The following is a 16366-nucleotide window of genomic DNA, read 5'->3' as shown; positions in this document are numbered from 1 at the left end:
GGCCGGGGGGGGCCGCGTTGTTTGCGGGGGGGGGGTTACCCCGGTCGGGCCGGGCCGCGGGCGCGGCCGCGGGCGCCGGATCCGGAGCAGGGGAGGGCGCGACCCCGGCCGTCGGCACCGCTACCGGCGCCGCGGACGGGGCGGAGTTGTTGACGACCGGGATGTCGCGGCCGTTCTCCCGGACGACGGAGACGACGTCGCTGACCCGGGCGGTGCGGGTGTGCACGTCCATGTCGGTGGGCAGGTTCCAGCTCGTGGTCGCCGCGGTCCAGCGAAAGCCGTGGTCCTTCAGGGTCCGGTGCAGCGCGGTTGCGGAGCGCCCCACCCCGACAACCATCGTCGCCTCGCTGGTGTGGTGGATCGTCGGCGTCCTGTCCGCGGTGACTTCTCGACCGGCGCCGACCGCGGGCGTGTCGTCGGTGGTGGTGAGGGTGACGGTGCGGGCGTAGACCTTGACGACGGCGCCGGTGGAGCCGTCGCGGCGGTCGAACAGTTCCAGTTCGGGGCGTCCTTCGACGGTGACCCGGTCGCCCTTGTGCAGGGTGTCGCCGGCGTCCTCGGCGGCCCGACCGAACATCGTGACGTTGAAGAAGTCCGGGTCGGTGGAGGTCCATTCGCCGTTGCGCTTGACCCGGTCGTGGCTGGCGACCCGTAGCCTGGCCCAACTGGTGCCGGCGTTAGTGACCCCGAAATCGGGGTCGGCGGTGAGGTTGCCCTCGATGGTGATCCGTGCGGACATGACATTCTCCCAACTCTGCGGGGATGGGGCGGGTGCGGGGCCGGCGCCGTTGGCCATTCGGCGTCCCGGCCCGCCGGCGTGCAGTGACACGCCACCGATGAATGCCGCGCGACCGGATGAGCTATCCCGATCCGCCGCCCAGCCCAGCCGGCCTTCGCAGTCCTTTTTCGAGCCGGCCACTCGCACCGGGTTCTACAGGGTGCGGCTCGATGTCCTGGGGGATTGTTCGAACTCGGCCGGCGCCGGACGGTGGGATTCGATGGCCAGCCGGCGAAGCATTTCGGTCAAACGTCGGTGGTCCGCGTGGTGCGACGGATTCGCTGATTGGCCGGGCTGACGGCCCAATGGTTCGGGACCGGAAATATCCCAGCGCTCCCGATACGCCGCAAGAATGCGAACCACGGCATAACGCCGATCGTCGGGAATCGACGCCGGAATTGATCGTGTCCAGGGCTCGCCGGAATTAATCGCGTCAGCTGCCAGTTCGTCGGCGCGTTGTTCGATCAATTCATACCGTTTGCGGATCGCATCGACCAGTTCCGGATCCGACAATCCCGGGGTGGTGTCGACGACAATACCGGCCACCAACGCCGGACGACGACCACCGGTGTGGGTGCGCAGCTGGGTGCGAATGGCGGTGGTGAGGTTCTGCGCGGTGAGGGTGTCCGGTCGGCGGGTACCGACGATGACCGGCAATTGCCGATTCAGGTCCAAACCCTTGGAATGGGCGTGACGGATCGCCAGGACCAGATCGGGGAAATCGTCGTCGTCCAGGATCGCGCGCACCGTTGGGGTGTCCCCCAGGACGGTCAGGAGCAGTTCGGCGGCGGCCAGGTCGTGGGCGTAGCCGGCGATGGCGTCGGCCTCGTCAGCGAGCTGCCCGATGGACACGGCCTTGTCCTGCACGGCCTGGATCGTTTCGTGGGCGGACGTCGCGGCGCCGGAGTGGGCGGTGATGGCGTCGGCGACCTGCGCGGTGGTGTAGGCGTCCTGGTCGGCGGGGCTGCCGACGGGATGGGCCAGCCGGTCCCGCAGCGTGGTTGCCGGGTCCAGGACCAGGTAGGCGTGGTTGGCCAGGCGGCCGCGGGTCATCGCGACGTAGAACGGTTCCCGTTGGGTCAGTGCGTCGGCCAGCACGTGGGCGGTGTCGACGGTCAGGCCCTGGGCACGGTGCGCGGTGGTCGCGTAGCCCAGGTCGACGTGCTCACGGACGTAGCCGGCGGTCAGGGTGACCGGTACCAGGCCGGGATGGTCGCCGCCGAGGAGGCGGACGGTCAGTGACCCGTCCAGGTGGGCGCGGTGTACCTGCCACCGTTGACCGTTGCGGACGAACCCGCCACCCAGCCGGCCGCCGTCACCCGTGGGGGTGGTGGGAGTGGTGCCGTCGGGTTGGGTGCGGTCGATCCGGCGGGTGACGATGACGTCGCCGCGGCCGGCGGACAGGCCGTTGCGGACCGGGACGGTCGTGCTGTCGACGAGGCCGGCGCTGATCAGGTCGGATTGGGCGCGGCGGTTCAGTTCGGTGACGGTGTCGTTGTCGGCCGCGATGAGGACGCTGCTGCGGCCGGCCCGGACGTCGGCGGACCAGGCGGTGTAGGCGGAGTCGGTCATCTGGTCCTGCTCACCGGAGCGGATCCGGTCGTGGTCGGCGTAGTCGGTCAGGGCGGTGGGGTCGCCGACGCGGAGCCGGTCGGCGGCCTGTTCCTCCCAGGTGCGGCGGGTGCCGTCCGCGTCGACGAACCGGCGCACCTGGGTCAGCGTCGGCGGGTCCGGATGCCGGCAGGTGAGCAGGCCGAACGCGCCGCCGGTTTCGACCGCGGACAGTTGGCCGGGGTCGCCGACGAGCAGCAGTTTCGCGGCGGCGTCGGCGGCCTGCTGTGCGAGCCGGGCCAGGGTGAAGGTGCCGGTCATGCCGGCCTCGTCGACGATGAGAAGCTGCCCCGGGTGGAGGCGCCACCGGTCGTACTCGGCCCGCACCCGGTCCAGGGCTGCTTGCAGACCGTGGATCCGCGCCGGGTTCTCGGCCCTGGTGATCGCCTCGGTGAGCAGGCGGATCCGATGATCCCGCCGGGTCTGCTGGTCCTGCTGGGCGATCCACTGGGCGGTGTTGTCGGTGAGAACGGCCAGGTCGGCGGCCAAGACCTGGGCGGCCATCGCGGACGGCGCCAGCCCCACCACGCTGCGCGGGCCGTGTTGCGCCTCCCAGATGGCGCGGACGCCGGCCATGGTGGTCGTCTTGCCGGTGCCGGCCGACCCGACCAGCACATCCACCACCCGGCCGGAGGTGGCGATCTGCACCGCGGCCGGTCGCTGATCCTCCGCGGCGAGCGGGTGGTTCCGGCCGGGGAGGTCCTGGTCGGCGACCCGGGCGGCGCGGTCGGGGTGGACGGCCGGCCCGGACCGGTCCTGGGCGAGTTGCAGCAGCTGGTCCTCCGCGGCCAGCACCGCGGTCGAGGTGAACACCTCGGTCGGGGTGAACGGGCCGGTGCCGTCCGCGTCCCGCAGGACCGTCGGGGTCGGGGCGAGTTCGGGCGGGGTCAGCGCGACGGACAGCCGCTGCGCGGCGGCCACCACCCGATCCCGGACGGTCACGGCGTCGGCGGGGGTGGCGAACTGCAGGCCCCGGCCGGCGAGGTGCCGCATCGTCTCCGCGGTCAGGTTCCACCGGGTCCACGTCGGCCGCGCCGCCGCGACGGCGTCGACCACGCACAACGCGACCGCCTCGGCCTCCACGTCGTCCAGTTCGGCCGGGCTCATCAGCGGGCCCGCCTGCCCGGTGGCCGTGGCGGCGGCGGCCCAATCGGTGGGGTCCCGGTCCAGGACGTGCTCGGCGGTGGCCCGCCACTGCTGCACCGACTCGGCCAGGTTCGGGGCGTGTTTGCGGTCCCGGGTGGCCAGGGTGAGGTGTTGTCGGATCCGGTTGATCGCGTTGACGTCGGGTCGGCGGCCGGTGCGCATCACGACCTGGGCGATCGCGGTGTCGACCGCGGCCTCGATGTCCGCGGAGCGCTGCGAGTAGGCGGCGATCAACGCGTCCGGCACCGGGGACAGTTCCCGGCCGACGCGGCGGTTGCTGCCGGCCTGCCGTTCCCGGCGGTCCCAGGTCAGGCCGGTGCGGCGGGTGATCTCGTCGGCCAGCAGCAGGTCGTAGGTCTCGGAGTAGGCGACGGCCGCCTGGTGCAGGGTGGCCGAGTCCAGGGTCCGCCACCGGCCGTCCGGGCCCTGGACCCGATTGGCGACCGTGACGTGGGTGTGCAGCTGCGGGTCGCCCTTGCGGGAGTCCCAGTGATCGAACGCGGCCGCGACCAGGCCCGTGGTGCGGACCCGGCGGATGCCGTTGTGGCCGAGGCGGCTGAACACCGCCTCGCCCTCGATCAGCTCCAGGGTGGCGGCGAGCGCGGTGCGGTGGGCCAGGTAGAGCTGCTCCTGCACTGGGGCGGGGGCGAGCGCCCACAGCGCGGACACCGACTTCGGCACGCTGAACGTCAGGTCGAACCCGGCGACCGCGGTCCGGGTCTTGGTCTCCTTCTCCTCCGCGGTGATCTTCTCGATCAGCGCCGTCCGCGACTCCGCGGTGAGGGTGTCGGGGAGCTTGCCGACGCGGTGGTCGATCCGCTCCTGCCGGGTCGGGTACTTCACCGAGGGCCGGCCCAACCGCTCGCCGGTGAATGGGTTGCGGGCGTCCTCGAACAACTCGCGGAGCTGCGTCTCGGTCACCTCGGAACCCGCGCGGTCGGCCGCGCCGAGCGCCGCGATCCCGGAGCCCAGCCAGGTGCCCGGTGGGTAACCCTGGGCCGTGTAGTACCGCGTCAACGGCGAGGCGGTAGGGTCACCTGCGCGGCCGTCGCCGGCGGCGACGTGATCGATCAAGTAATCGATCGACGCCATCCGCGACAGGCTCATCACCACGCCGGTCCATGCGGTCCGGGCCCGCGAGTTAACGATCATGGCTCAGGCCGTCAGGCCTGGGATGCCAGAGGTGTCTCTGATCTTGATCTTGTTGGGCTCGCTGTGGCCGGGCGGCCTTGGTCGTCGGGCGGCCTGAAGTCGCGTGGTGGAGATGGCCGTCGGGCTCCGTGCGGACCTGAGTCCGGGGCGTGGCCGAGGTCGAGCTGGTGGCTGGGGTGGTGGAGATGGCCGTCGGGCTCCGTGCGGACCTGAGTCCGGGGGTGGCCGAGGTCGAGCTGGTGGCTGGGGTTCGTTGGCTCGGCGAACGGCGTGCGACGGGTTCGTGGTGGGTACGTATCTGGCCGTGATGAGCGCGGGCGCCGACTGCGCTCGGGGATCCGACGACCGACCAGCGCCAGGATGGCATGGTGGGTCGGCCGGTGGTTTCGGCATCTTGTCGTTGATTCCCGCGAACCGATCCGGTGGACTGGGCGGCCGCACTTCCCCCGGTCACCATCCCTTCGGGCGGGCAGGATTGGGTTGTGCGAGCTGCTGAATTCCGATCCGAGTTGCGGGGGGCGGTGTACCGCGGCGACGGTCCCGCGGTCGTCGCGCTGGTCGGCGGTCAACTCCTGCCGGGGGATGCTCTGCAGTTGATCGGTGACGGTTTGGTCGTTGCCCTTGCCCTGCAGACCCAGGGTGCGGCCGATCTGGCAGGTGCCTGTGCGCAGGCATTGAGGCAGCGCGGCTGGGACGGCGACGACGAGCTGGCTGATCAGCTCGGTGCCCTGCTCGGAACCAGCCCCACCCCGCTGCTACGGCCGTTGCCAGTCGATCTGGAGGAGCTGGCCGGAGTGCTGGAGGGCGACCCGACCTTCGGTGGCGGCCGGCTGGATCTGCTGACCGGCCAGGTGTGGCCGCAGGCGGCGATCGACTACGCACGGGAGACCGGCGAAGAGGAAGAGGACGAATCCGACGACCCTGATCGGTGGCTGTGGGTGCATTGCGAGGGTTCCCGCGCCGGCTATCACGACATGCTGCGGTTCGTCGGCACCGTCGACGACCCTGGCCGCGCCGATCGGTTGGGCATCGCGATCGAAGGTCGTGGGGCGTTCCGCCGGTTCAAGGACGTGCTGGCCCGTTGGCCGGGCGAACTCGACCGGTGGTACGGGTACGCCGATGACCGGCGGCGCGGACGGGCCCGGGCGTGGCTCGCGGACGAGGGCTACCGTCCAGCAATGCCAACTGATCAACCTGCTGAATGACCATCGGATCCGTAAGCATTGGATTCGGAGGTGGGCTCGCTATCGTCGGAAGTCAAGCCGAGCTCGTCAAAGGGATTGAACTTCTTCCACTCCGGCCCCAGCTCTTCAAGACCCTCGGGCAGCGGTGTGCCCACCTCGGATGAGTACAGCTCAGCTTCGTTCGAATGCTCGGTCTCTGTAACCACCACCGGCAGCGTGAACAGCTCCTCTTCGAGAGCCAGATGCCCTGTTTTGCTGAGGTCTCGGACGAAGTTGAGAGTTGCGATTGCAGCTGCCATTATTCCGGCCACCAAAGGCACAGCTGCCTGGTAGCGATGCTCCAGGCCGAAGGCGTCAGCTTCCCGCAGGCGCTTCTGGTCGTGATGAACGGTGTCGCCGTAGATCCAGGCGAAGCCGAGGACGTTGTCGGTCATTCGACCGGTCGCGCCCGTCTCGTTGTCTTCCACGTGCATCTCGTAGCCGCGTATCTGATCGTAATTGGCGTCGTAGGTCTTCCACATCTTGCGCACGCTGGCAATGAAGTTGGCTGCAGACTCTGGCGGCGGCTTGGAGATCAGACCCTCGATGGCCTTGAGGACGCTGGCGTAATACACGGGCTCACCGACCAGGATGAACGGACGGACTCTCGCCGCAGCGGATTCGAGCTGCTCTTCCGGTGGTGTGCTCCACGAGATCGTCGTTCGTGTCGTTCCATCGGTATAGGCCATGACGTTGACGTTCCGTGTGCTCTGCGCCCACGCCATGAGCCGATGCTTGTCCTGTGCCAGGCTGTGCGCCTCGGTGCGGCGCGCTCGGAGTACGAACGCGCTGAGGCGCTCCCGGTACATCTCAATCTGTCTGGCGCGTGCTTCCTCGTCGACCATGTTCCCCCACGTCGTTGTGACGGCGAGGATACCTACAGGCTGTGGTACGGCCCAGCGCCATCCGCTCTAAGGATTGTAAGCTGGCCCAGGATCGGTTGGGGGAAATCTGCAGGACGCGCACGGGTGACCGAGGCCCGGTCGCCGGTCGCGTGCCTCGATGCCTAGCTGAAGGCCCAAGCGAAGGCCAAGCTCAATATCGACTCAGCCCGTGGAGAGAACATGAATCATGCGGAGCTCGTCGCCAACCTTCAGGCAGGGGGCGTCCCGCTCCACATCCTCCAAGATCTACCCGACCTACCGATCGATGCCGATGGGCTGCTGATTTACGGAAGCCGCGCGCGCGGTGACGCCGTGCCCAGTTCTGACCTGGACATGCTCGCGCTTGTCCGAATTCCGCGAACCAGTACGTACTCCGGAGTTGTGAACGTTAGCTACTATACCCGTGAGCAACTTTCGACTGGAATCGGGACACTATTCGGAGCTCACCTCAGACGCGATTCCAAGATAATTTGGGATCGCCATGGCACCTTGACCGAAGCTATCCATCTGATGGGTGATGTCGACACCGCACGGCTCTTGAGCCGTGCTCGGGGTATGTGCGAGCTATTCACCAATCTTGAGCGGGACATTCCGAAATACTTGCCGGGACTCGCGCGGCAGGCGCGCTATCTCTTGCGCAGTTGTCTGTACGCCCGTGCAATCGCGGACGGAGAGCCTTGCTTTTCCGTTCGCGAACTTGCCGTCCGCCACAACGATCCAGCATTGGCGGAACTTCTAGCATCACGGCAGCAAAGGGAGGTTTCGATCGACGAATTGTACGAGTGTCTGTCGCGGCTGCGCCTGATCCTCAGTGGATTCCCGCAAAGCAGGCACGGTTCGCTTGAGGCCACAATCGTCAACTGCTGGGGTGAACACAGCGACGTCCTTTCGATGGCATTCATGGCTTTGGGAGCCACGGGAAATGGGTCCGACTACGCCGAGGTGGAGAAGATCCTACTTTGAGTACCGAACTAGCTTTTGTCGGCGACATCCACGGCAACGTCAGTGCCACTATGGGACTAGTCCAGGCTCTTGAGAAGCGATGCGTGAGCCAGGTCGTATTTCTTGGCGACTATATCAACAAGGGACCTGACTCTGCCCGGGTGATTCAACGAATAATAGACTTCTCACGGAGCCGCCGGGTGGTGCTTTTGCGCGGCAATCACGAAGCAGCCTTGATTGACGCACTCGACACGTTCGATCTTGCGCCGTTCCTCAAGATTGGAGGGGCGAAGACTATTCGTTCGTACGCCGGCACGAATGTGCCGCCGGATGTACTTAGCGCGCTCATCTCCGCTATGCCGCGCGATCACGTTGAGGCATTCCGCAGGATGGACTCAGTATTTGAGACTCAGGAGTTGATCGCCCAGCACGAGCCTTTGAGGCATTCGACCGGAAAGTTTCGAATCACCGCGCATATCCCAGTTGGGCCCGTACCTCGCGTCACAAAAAATTTCGCACATATAGACACAGGCTGTGGAACCGATGGCGGTAGGCTCACAGCCCTGCTATGGCCCAGCTTGGAATACATCCAAGTAAACGCTTTTGGGGAGATCGTTGTCGATAAGCAACCTTGAAGATGGCTGCCGCGTCGAGAATCTCGCAGCTATTTCGACTGTGTGCGATCAATGCGACGTCTACGGCAGCCTACTTTTGGATTTGATCGAGGATCCATTGCGCCCGCCGAGCGCCTTCCTGGTTGCCCATCGACTGGTTAATGTCGAGGCAGGCGCGAGCATATTCGATTGCTTCGGCAGACCTACTGGCCGCCCTACAGCACTGGGCGAGCAGCAGTAGAGAAATCGCTTCACCACGCCGGCTCGCGATTTGTCGATTAATAGACAATGCCTTCGCAGCATAAGGCACGCCCTGGTCAGGCTTCCCTTGCCGCAACGATACCTGGGCAGCAAGCACCTCGCCATTCGCGTGGAGCGTCGTAGGAGGCGTCGCTCGCAGGATCGCTCGGACTTCCTCTACGTAGGAAGCAGCCGTATCCAAGTTGGTTGCTCGGACCTCAAGCCTGGCCAAGTTTATTAGGGACTGACAAACGTCTGGGGGGCGATTGGCGTCACGCCTGGCTCGAAGAGCAATTTCAAAGTTGTGCCGAGCGGAGACCAAGTCGCCGATCTGTTGAAACGCAAGTCCCAGATCGTCAAGGATCCGACAGCGAACCAACCACGAAGATGCATCCTCTTCGTCGAGTAGCGTCAGTGCATGCTCGAGGCGTCCGATCGCATCGACGTCGAGGCCCTGCCGCCGCAGTATTCCTGCCTGCGCGGCGAATGCCTCTGCCGCAAGTGGTGAATACAGTGACAACCCTCCGTCAGTAAAGTACTCGATGGCGCGTTGTGTCCAAGAATGCGACTGAACCAGGTCGCCTTGGCGGGCTAGGAACCGAGCGTAGGCCAGCGCCTCAACTGGACCGCCTAACGCCGCAGACTCCTTCAGAGCAGCTTGGCCCGCATCGCCTTGGCCGAGCTCGACGAGTTTCTCGCCGTTGAGTCTCAGGGCAGCCGCCTTGAGAATATCCTTTCCCGAAGACGGAAGGAGAGTCACATGCCTCGGGATCTTGGGTGTCCCAAACGATGACCAGGTCTCAAGACGGTCCGCGAGCTTGGTCTTAAGTTCACGCATATCCTCGGCCACCTCGTACATCAACGAGTGATGTCGATTCAACTGCTGCCGTAGGCTGACGATCGGCTCGGCGGGAGAGGGATGGTTCATAAAGGCCACCCATAAGTCCCGCATAGGCTGCTCTGCGCGACCAAGTTCGAGCAGGCCCGTGAAGAGCTCCTCCTCGGTGCCTGAGGTATAGCCCCAAGAGCCGCCGGGCTCACTGCCCCAAGACCCTTTGAAAAGCGCGATCATGAAGTGACTCTCGGCGATCAGTTCGTTGATTGCTTCCTGCGGACGCCGAGCGGTACCTCGAACGCGCTCCCATCCGACGACTTCGTAGGTCGCGCTACCCGTGCCTGCATGTCGGGAGTTGTACTCATCGATGCAAGCGCGGACGGCCTTGCGCTCGTTCCCGAGATCGCCTGGAGAGGCGATGAAGATGCGGAGTGGAAGCGTGTCAACCATGGCTGAGACCATATCTGAGTTGCTCGTATGGTGGCGTCGCCTCTGTCCCTCAGGTGATGGCTAGTGGCCAGGCGTCAGTCAAACGGCAAGGACTCACTGAATTGGTGAGCGGTGCTCCCAGTTGAAGGCCGCGAGGGCTGGTCGATAGACTTGGCCGATGCAGGAAGTGAGGCGTGGGGCTTTAGCAGTCCAAGGTACTTCGACGCGCCGAGAGCCGTCGGCGGCTCCGATGGAAGCCCTCGACGAGCCGCGCGCGCCGAGCCGTACGGCGGCCGTGATTCATGACCACATTGGACTTCCTTCGGTCCCATCGTTCTATGGCCGCGATGGGAATCGAAATTGACGACATTGGTTGGGAGAATCAATCTTGTCTACCTCGAACTCGTGACAAGCCTTGGGGGTCGGGTGGCGGATCCAGTCCGCGCGACGGCCTACGGCCTTTGCCAGCAGGTTTCCGGGGTAGGAATGCCCACGATCTTTCGATCTTCTAGCCCGCCAGGAACCAATTGGACAGTTGGAGGAGACCGCTTTGCTAGGCTACATGGGAAATCCAGATTGGACTGACATGTCCGATTACTTGGTCCATATGACCCACGCGGATCTGGCGACTGGGCGTCAAAATCTGCTCTCCATTATCAGGCAGGGTAGGGTTAATCATAGCCTCGCCCCGACAGGGACCTGCCGCAACGTGCCTGGTGTTCCGTCCCAGTACACGACGAGCTTCAGCGAGATCCCGATGGGCTATCTCGATCGGCTTATCGAACGGCATGGTCGCTATGGTGTCGGATTCCGACGCACGGCCGTAATCGACGCCGGAGGCAGCCCAGTGTGGTACCTGCCGCCGACATCGCCCGCTCAACGAGTGTTCCAGGAGGCCTACTTTCGGGGTAGGGGCGGAGATATTGACTATCAGGATCCCATTTGGCAGTGTTCGCCATTTATTGACAACCCAGCTAATGGGGGATCTTGGCGATTTGAGTGGCAATGGGAGCGCGAATGGCGGGTATTGGGACCCTTTGACTTCGATGCAGCCAGTGTAGCATTGATATTTGCGCCTGAGGATGACCATGGTCAGCTTGATGCTGAGATTTCGTACCAACTCACCGGGGACTGTGAAGGCTGGTGGGGAGAGTCGATATTCATCGATCCACATTGGTCGATTGAGGTAATTCAGCAAGTGATTCCTAAGACAGGAAGAGTGCTGCCTGATGGGCCGGCCGCTGGACTCTGACCATTCATAGCGACCTCAGGAACCTGCAGCCTCGGTTCGGAAGCAAGTAGCCGCTAAGTTTGACAGCTGCCGCACTTGAAATCACGGAGCATCCGTACCGTTGTGAGACAATTGCTTGGCGCCATTAGTGGTGGTCATTGCGTCTCGGACCCGAACTGCGAATGCATCCTGCATAATGGCTATGGCTTCTTCGAACGACAACCAACGCACTTGACCCGTTTCGTCACTACTTCCAATGGCGCCACTTGAGTAGGCACATCTGAAGACGAGCGCAACAACGGAGAGGCGCATGTTCTTGTAGACTCCGGTTAGCGGACCGACGGTAATCTCGATGCCGGTCTCTTCTCGCACTTCTCGTCGAAGGCCCTCCTCGATGGTCTCGTCCAGTTCTAGGATTCCGCCTGGCGGCTGCCAGTCGCCGTTGTCACGCCGTTGGACGACCAAGACCTGACCCTCGTCGTTCACTACGACGCCGGCCACGGAAACGGAATGACGTGGTGAGTCAGACATCCTTGCCCCAATGTCCAGCTAGAGCAGTTGCGTCGTCACGGACCTTCACGCGGGGAAAGCTGTTCGCGACCTGATCACGGGTTTCGGCTATTCGGAGCTGGCGGAGCAGCTCGCTCGAACCAGCGGAGTCGAGAACCTTGAGGGCGGTCGACCAAGAATGGATGCCGTAAAGATCTACGATTCTGCTGGCACCGTCGGTGAACAGAGCACCGCGTCGGCCGACAGTATCGGCTGCCACTGACCCGGCCAGGGATTCGCACCCGGCTTGCGGATCGGTCGACGCGACCCAGAAGCCACCTGGGCGATTGCGATGCGCTCGCTGGGCAAGCACGAGCGCATCGATTCGCCGGGCGTATTCAACGGGATCCGAGGCGGCGCCTGGCTCCTTGACCGCAGCCCGCTCGGCGTGGCTGGTGTTCGACAGTCGATCGTCGGACACAACCAACAGGTCTGGACCGGCGTCGGCGACGAATGTGCAGTCGCCGAGAACCAACCAGCGAAGGATCCCGTCGGGAGACATCGTGACCATGGCAACCGTCGCCGACGGGGAGCCGGGATGACCAACGTCGCAACTCCCCGAATGCGCCTGCGTCGTCCGCTCGATCGCCTCGGCCAGGAGATCGGCCGGCTCGGCGGCGGGCCGCGACAGATGAGCGGCAGCGACAAAGCCGACCAGGGTTTGGGCGTACCAGGCCGGCCCGTGGATGCAGCCGTCACCGAGGTGCGGGGGAGACGTCGCGCCGTCGGCGACGACAGCCAGGGTGGGCAAGATGGCAAAGGCGTCCTCGTTGGGCTTGTCCGGGCTGCCCGGGTCGGTGGCGACGCGGAACTCAAGCATCGGCCCGCTCCGGCTCGTTGGACCACTCGTAGTTCAGCTTCCATTGGTGGCCGGCCATCACGTGCTGGGTGACGGAGACGGGGATGTGGTCGCGGTCGGACGCGACCAGCAGGACCTCCAGAACGGGCTGTTGCGGTTCCATCTCCAGCAGCGTGGCCTCGGACGCCGATGCGCCGCGGCAGCTCACCGTCTCGCTGAAAAAGACTGGTGCACGGCCAACTTCGGCGAGACGTGAGTAGCTACCACCGGGGCCGGTGTCGACGTCGACGACGCCGGCCTCCTCGGCGAGCGAGGCGGGGATATAGCTGTCGGCGATCTGCACCGGTTCGTCATTGGCGAAGAATCGGCGGCGGCGGACGACGACCTCCGATCCGGGCTCGACCTGCAGCAGCTTGGCCGTCCGATCCGACGCATGGACGCGGTCGACGACCACTTCAGATCCAGGCTTCATGCCCAGTTCGCGCACCTCGACGTCGAAGGCGCCGAGGCCCTGGTCGCGGGCGACGAACCGGGAGCTGGCACGGCGAGTGACGACCGGGATAGCGCGTACGAAGGTTCCGCGGCCGCGAATGACCCGGACCAGGCCGTCGGTGCGCAGGATGCCCATGGCTCGATTGATGGTGATGCGGGAGACGCCGAACTCCCTGGCCAGCTCGGGTTCGCTGGGTAGGGGTTCGCCACCCTTGTAGACCTCGCGCGCGATGCGGTCGCGCAGAACGCCCGCGATCTGGGCGAAGCGCGGCTGCGGGGGCTCGATGGTGGTCATCGTGGATCACTGTAGATCCTCTGACGCAGGATGTCCTACATCCCCTTGACATTGTCGCTCCGTCGACACAGGATGTCTTACATCCAACATCGTTCGTGTGTTGTCGATGCTGTAGCCCGCCGTTTCACGAAGTGCAGGCCATCAACGCTGCACCTCCAAGAACTCGGACCCGCCAGCGACCGCACACACCAGCAAGGGAGTGCGCACGTGGAGCGGATGCTGCTGACGGCTGAAGAGGCGGCCGAGAGTCTGAAGGTCGGCCGCTGCAAGGTCTACGACCTGATCCGAACCGGCGAACTGGAGTCGATCAAGATCGGTCGGCTGCGCCGGATCCCGGTCGATTCGGTCCGCGACTTCGCGCGGAAGCTGCTCGCCGAGGAGCCGGGGTGAGCCGACGCGCCGCGATTGGCGAGGGCAGCGTCTTCCAACGCAAGGACGGTCGCTGGGTCGCTGCGGCCTACGTGCCGTCCGTCGACGGTGGTCGCCGGCGCGTCGCCCAGTACGGCAAGACCAAGACCGAAGCGAAGGCCAAGCTCCGCGAGATGACCGATCGCGCGGCCAAGAACATCCCCGCCGCGCCGCCCGGCCTGAGCGTCGAGGCCTACCTGGGCGAGTGGCTGATGCACATCAAGCAGCACGTCCGCGCCAGCACCTGGACCGCCTACGAGGCGAACTGCCGGCTTCACATCGTCCCCATCATCGGCCGGCGAAAGCTGGCCAGGCTCACCGTTCGCGACGTCCGGCTGATGCTCGACCAGCTCCGCGCCAAAGGCGCCGGCGTCCGCACGGTCCAGTACGTCCACGCAACTCTTCGTGCCGCGCTCGAGCACGCCTTCCGGGAGGAGGTCGTCACCCGCAATGTCGCCAAAATGGTCCGGGTCGAACGTCCAAAGCCCGAGACCACGGAGCCGCTGTCCCCGGACGAAGCGGGCGCGTTGCTGGCAGCGACCGCCGCCGATGAGGACCACGCCCTCTGGGTCGTCATGCTGTTACTCGGTCTGCGCCGCAGCGAGGTGTGTGGCCTCCGCTGGGAAAACGTCGACCTGGTCAACCGCACGCTCAGCGTCACCCACAGCGTGCAGCGCGTCGACGGCAAACTCCGCGAACTGCCGACGAAGACCAGGCGCTCGACACGGACGGTGCCGCTGCCGGCGATGGTCCACCAAGCGCTGGTGACCCATCGAGCCGCCACGATGCCGACCAGCGGGTACTTCCCGGAGCCGGTCTACGTCTTCGGCACCAAGATCGGCACGCCGATGGAGCCGCGCAACCTGACCCGCAAGTGGGTCACCCTCGCGGAGCGGCGGGGGATTCGCAAGGTGCCTCTCCACGGGCTGCGTCACGCATGCGTGTCCCTCCTGCTGGCCCAAGGCGTGCACCCGCGGACGGTGATGGAGATCGTCGGACACAGCGCGATCGAGATGACCATGAACGTCTACGGCCACGTGAACCTGGAGACTCAACGGAAGGCGCTCGACGATCTTGACGAATCGCTACAACGGCGAGCCACTGCTATCAAATCCAGCTATCAAACCGGATCGGAGAGGTACCATGATCAAAAAGACCAGGTCTGACCTGCGCAAACTCTGCGCGCCCGGAGGGATTCGAACCCCCAACCTTCTGATCCGTAGTCAGATGCTCTATCCGTTGAGCTACGGGCGCCTGTTCAGTTGTCGGACCCGAGGGCCCGGCCGTACCCGGATCCGAGGATCCGGCCTCACACACTAGCGGGACCCGCCGGGCGGGTCCCACCACTATTTCAACACACTCCGGCGAGCCGGTGTGCAGCGCGGAAGCGGAGGGATTTGAACCCTCGGTGCCCTTGACGAGCACAACACATTAGCAGTGTGTCCCATTCGGCCGCTCTGGCACGCTTCCAGGGGCCATCCGGGGATGACCACCGGCCGGTTACCCTACCGGGCGCGGGCCCGGCGCAGCAAAGCGGCTGGTCAGCGGCTCTTGGGCGCTCGGCAACGCGTGGTTCGGCCGCCCCGGTTCCGACGACGGAACCGTTCCCGATTGCCCGGGGCCGCCCGCGCCACCCGGCCCGCGCCACCCGGCCCGGAACCGGCCCACCCGGGTCGGCCGGACTGATCAGCCCCGCCGGTGGGTACCCACCGGCGCGGAACCGCAGCGACGAAGGGAACCGCGATGACCCAGACCCCGACCGTCACCATCGGGATGATCACCATCGACAGTGCCGATGCGGCCCGGGCGGGGGAGCTCTGGGCCGCGCTGACCGGCTGAAAGGTGGTGGCCTCGGGGGACGGCTACGCGATGGTCTCCGGCGGTGGCTACAACCTCGGCTTCGGCACCGTGCCGGACTACCGCCCGCCCGCCTGGCCCAACGAGCACGGCAGCAAGCAGTTCCACCTCGATCTGGCCTGCGCCGACATGGCGGCCACGGAGGCCAGCGCGGTCGAGCTGGGGGCGACCGTGGCCGACCCCCAGCCCGGTGAGACCTGGCGGGTGCTGCTCGACCCCGACGGCCACCCGTTCTGCCTCACGGACGCGAAGAACTGGGGCTGACGCCCGCGTCCGCGCCGCTACCGGCACCGCTCGTCCCCGCGCCGGCCGCTCCGGCGCCGGCCGCCACGCCGACCCCGATCAGCGCGATCCCGACGTTGACCGCGGTCTCCACCCAGCCGGGGTGGGCGTAGGCCGGCGCCAGGAACGCCAGCGCCACGACGATCGCGGTCACCGGCAGGATCAGCAGCAGCACCCGCCCGCCGACGCCCAGCGGGTTGCGGCGGACGACGGCCAGCCCGAGGACGACGGCGCTCAGGATGGTGCCGAAGAAGATCGGCGTGCCCAGCGCCCCGAACACCGCGGCGAACGCGCTCTCGCCCGAGTCCGTCAGCAGCAGCGCCGGCACGATGACGACGAAGCTGACGGCCGACGCGGCCAGGCAGACCACGAGCACCCACCGGCAGATCCGGGCCGCCCGGTTGGCCGTGGCGAAGCGGGCGGCCTCGGCGATCAGCACCCAGGTCAGGGCCGCGTAGGTGAGGCCGTGCCAGACGTCGCTGCCCAGCACGGCGGCCACCGGGCCGGCGTCGTCGGCGAAGATCGAGTCGTGGCCGGTGCTCGCCTGGACGAACGCGTCGGTCAGGGCGATGCCGGACAGGCCGACGCAGCCGATCAGC

Annotated in this window: 15 protein-coding genes, 2 tRNA genes and 1 pseudogene; 8 read left to right on the top strand and 10 right to left on the bottom strand. The window is 66.0% G+C overall.

The features are described 5' to 3' along the window. Window positions 1–739: single-stranded DNA-binding protein (locus ACOJUF_RS13680; RefSeq protein WP_420122386.1), on the bottom strand; the 739-nt coding region annotated here is incomplete at its 3' end. A 192-nt stretch (window positions 740–931) separates the two neighbouring features. Further along, a complete protein-coding gene (gene mobF / locus ACOJUF_RS13675) occupies window positions 932–4687 on the bottom strand; it encodes a MobF family relaxase (RefSeq protein WP_420122385.1) in 3756 nt (1251 codons plus the stop codon). Between the two features lie 149 nt (window positions 4688–4836). On the opposite strand from mobF, the gene ACOJUF_RS13670 reads away from it, so the two are divergent. Together ACOJUF_RS13670 and ACOJUF_RS13665 are read left to right on the top strand one after the other, a co-directional pair. Then, entirely contained in the window at window positions 4837–4995 is a 159-nt protein-coding gene (locus ACOJUF_RS13670) for a hypothetical protein (RefSeq protein WP_420122384.1), read from the top strand. Window positions 4996–5208: 213 nt separating this feature from the next. Beyond that, window positions 5209–5892: a UPF0158 family protein gene (locus tag ACOJUF_RS13665; RefSeq protein WP_420122383.1), complete on the top strand. Its 684-nt coding sequence runs from the start codon at window positions 5209–5211 to the stop codon at window positions 5890–5892. Here the strand turns inward: ACOJUF_RS13665 and ACOJUF_RS13660 are convergent. Then, complete coding sequence (locus ACOJUF_RS13660; RefSeq protein ID WP_420122382.1) at window positions 5877–6755, bottom strand: hypothetical protein; 879 nt, start codon at window positions 6753–6755, stop codon at window positions 5877–5879. The genes ACOJUF_RS13665 and ACOJUF_RS13660 overlap by 16 nt on opposite strands. Before the next feature lie 219 nt (window positions 6756–6974). Between ACOJUF_RS13660 and ACOJUF_RS13655 the strand changes: the two genes are divergently transcribed. Next, entirely contained in the window at window positions 6975–7757 is a 783-nt protein-coding gene (locus ACOJUF_RS13655; RefSeq protein ID WP_420122381.1) for a nucleotidyltransferase domain-containing protein, read from the top strand. Beyond that, a complete protein-coding gene (locus ACOJUF_RS13650) occupies window positions 7754–8371 on the top strand; it encodes a metallophosphoesterase (protein ID WP_420122380.1) in 618 nt (205 codons plus the stop codon). Before ACOJUF_RS13655 ends, ACOJUF_RS13650 begins: the two co-directional genes overlap by 4 nt. A gap of 70 nt (window positions 8372–8441) precedes the next feature. Here ACOJUF_RS13650 and ACOJUF_RS13645 read toward each other — a convergent pair whose 3' ends face one another. Next, on the bottom strand, window positions 8442–9875 hold the full coding sequence (locus tag ACOJUF_RS13645) for a tetratricopeptide repeat protein (RefSeq protein WP_420122379.1): 1434 nt from the start codon (window positions 9873–9875) through the stop codon (window positions 8442–8444). 565 nt (window positions 9876–10440) lie between these two features. On the opposite strand from ACOJUF_RS13645, the gene ACOJUF_RS13640 reads away from it, so the two are divergent. Then, a complete protein-coding gene (locus ACOJUF_RS13640; RefSeq protein ID WP_420122378.1) occupies window positions 10441–11106 on the top strand; it encodes an abortive infection system antitoxin AbiGi family protein in 666 nt (221 codons plus the stop codon). A gap of 81 nt (window positions 11107–11187) precedes the next feature. On the opposite strand, the gene ACOJUF_RS13635 is transcribed toward ACOJUF_RS13640, so the two are convergent. From ACOJUF_RS13635 to ACOJUF_RS13625, 3 genes are read right to left on the bottom strand one after another with little or no spacing between them, the layout of a single operon-like run. After that, complete coding sequence (locus tag ACOJUF_RS13635; protein ID WP_420122377.1) at window positions 11188–11586, bottom strand: NUDIX hydrolase; 399 nt, start codon at window positions 11584–11586, stop codon at window positions 11188–11190. A 22-nt stretch (window positions 11587–11608) separates the two neighbouring features. Continuing rightward, entirely contained in the window at window positions 11609–12454 is an 846-nt protein-coding gene (locus ACOJUF_RS13630; RefSeq protein ID WP_420122376.1) for a protein phosphatase 2C domain-containing protein, read from the bottom strand. Continuing rightward, window positions 12447–13220 (bottom strand): GntR family transcriptional regulator, encoded by a 774-nt coding sequence (locus ACOJUF_RS13625; RefSeq protein ID WP_420122375.1) that lies wholly within the window; start codon window positions 13218–13220, stop codon window positions 12447–12449. Before ACOJUF_RS13625 ends, ACOJUF_RS13630 begins: the two co-directional genes overlap by 8 nt. Before the next feature lie 216 nt (window positions 13221–13436). Between ACOJUF_RS13625 and ACOJUF_RS13620 the strand changes: the two genes are divergently transcribed. Both ACOJUF_RS13620 and ACOJUF_RS13615 read left to right on the top strand, forming a co-directional pair. Continuing rightward, complete coding sequence (locus tag ACOJUF_RS13620; RefSeq protein ID WP_420122387.1) at window positions 13437–13610, top strand: helix-turn-helix domain-containing protein; 174 nt, start codon at window positions 13437–13439, stop codon at window positions 13608–13610. After that, window positions 13607–14794 (top strand): site-specific integrase, encoded by a 1188-nt coding sequence (locus tag ACOJUF_RS13615; RefSeq protein WP_420122374.1) that lies wholly within the window; start codon window positions 13607–13609, stop codon window positions 14792–14794. Before ACOJUF_RS13620 ends, ACOJUF_RS13615 begins: the two co-directional genes overlap by 4 nt. Window positions 14795–14809: 15 nt before the next feature. Here the strand turns inward: ACOJUF_RS13615 and ACOJUF_RS13610 are convergent. Both ACOJUF_RS13610 and ACOJUF_RS13605 read right to left on the bottom strand, forming a co-directional pair. Then, a tRNA-Arg gene (locus tag ACOJUF_RS13610) sits at window positions 14810–14882 on the bottom strand. A gap of 128 nt (window positions 14883–15010) precedes the next feature. Beyond that, window positions 15011–15098: transfer RNA gene (locus ACOJUF_RS13605), tRNA-Ser, on the bottom strand. Window positions 15099–15470: 372 nt separating this feature from the next. Between ACOJUF_RS13605 and ACOJUF_RS13600 the strand changes: the two genes are divergently transcribed. Beyond that, window positions 15471–15749 carry a VOC family protein gene (locus tag ACOJUF_RS13600; protein WP_420122373.1) on the top strand — a complete coding sequence of 93 codons (279 nt, stop codon included), beginning with the start codon at window positions 15471–15473 and terminating at the stop codon, window positions 15747–15749. On the opposite strand, the pseudogene ACOJUF_RS13595 reads toward ACOJUF_RS13600, so the two are convergent. Then, window positions 15724–16366: pseudogene (locus ACOJUF_RS13595) on the bottom strand (hypothetical protein); the annotation flags it as partial. The gene ACOJUF_RS13600 and the pseudogene ACOJUF_RS13595 sit on opposite strands and share 26 nt — an antisense overlap.

It is taken from the genome of Nakamurella sp. (assembly GCF_048594475.1).
Taxonomy (GTDB): domain Bacteria; phylum Actinomycetota; class Actinomycetes; order Mycobacteriales; family Nakamurellaceae; genus Nakamurella.
Note: the sequence above shows the minus strand (reverse complement) of the source record. Positions and strands in the feature narration are given on the sequence as shown.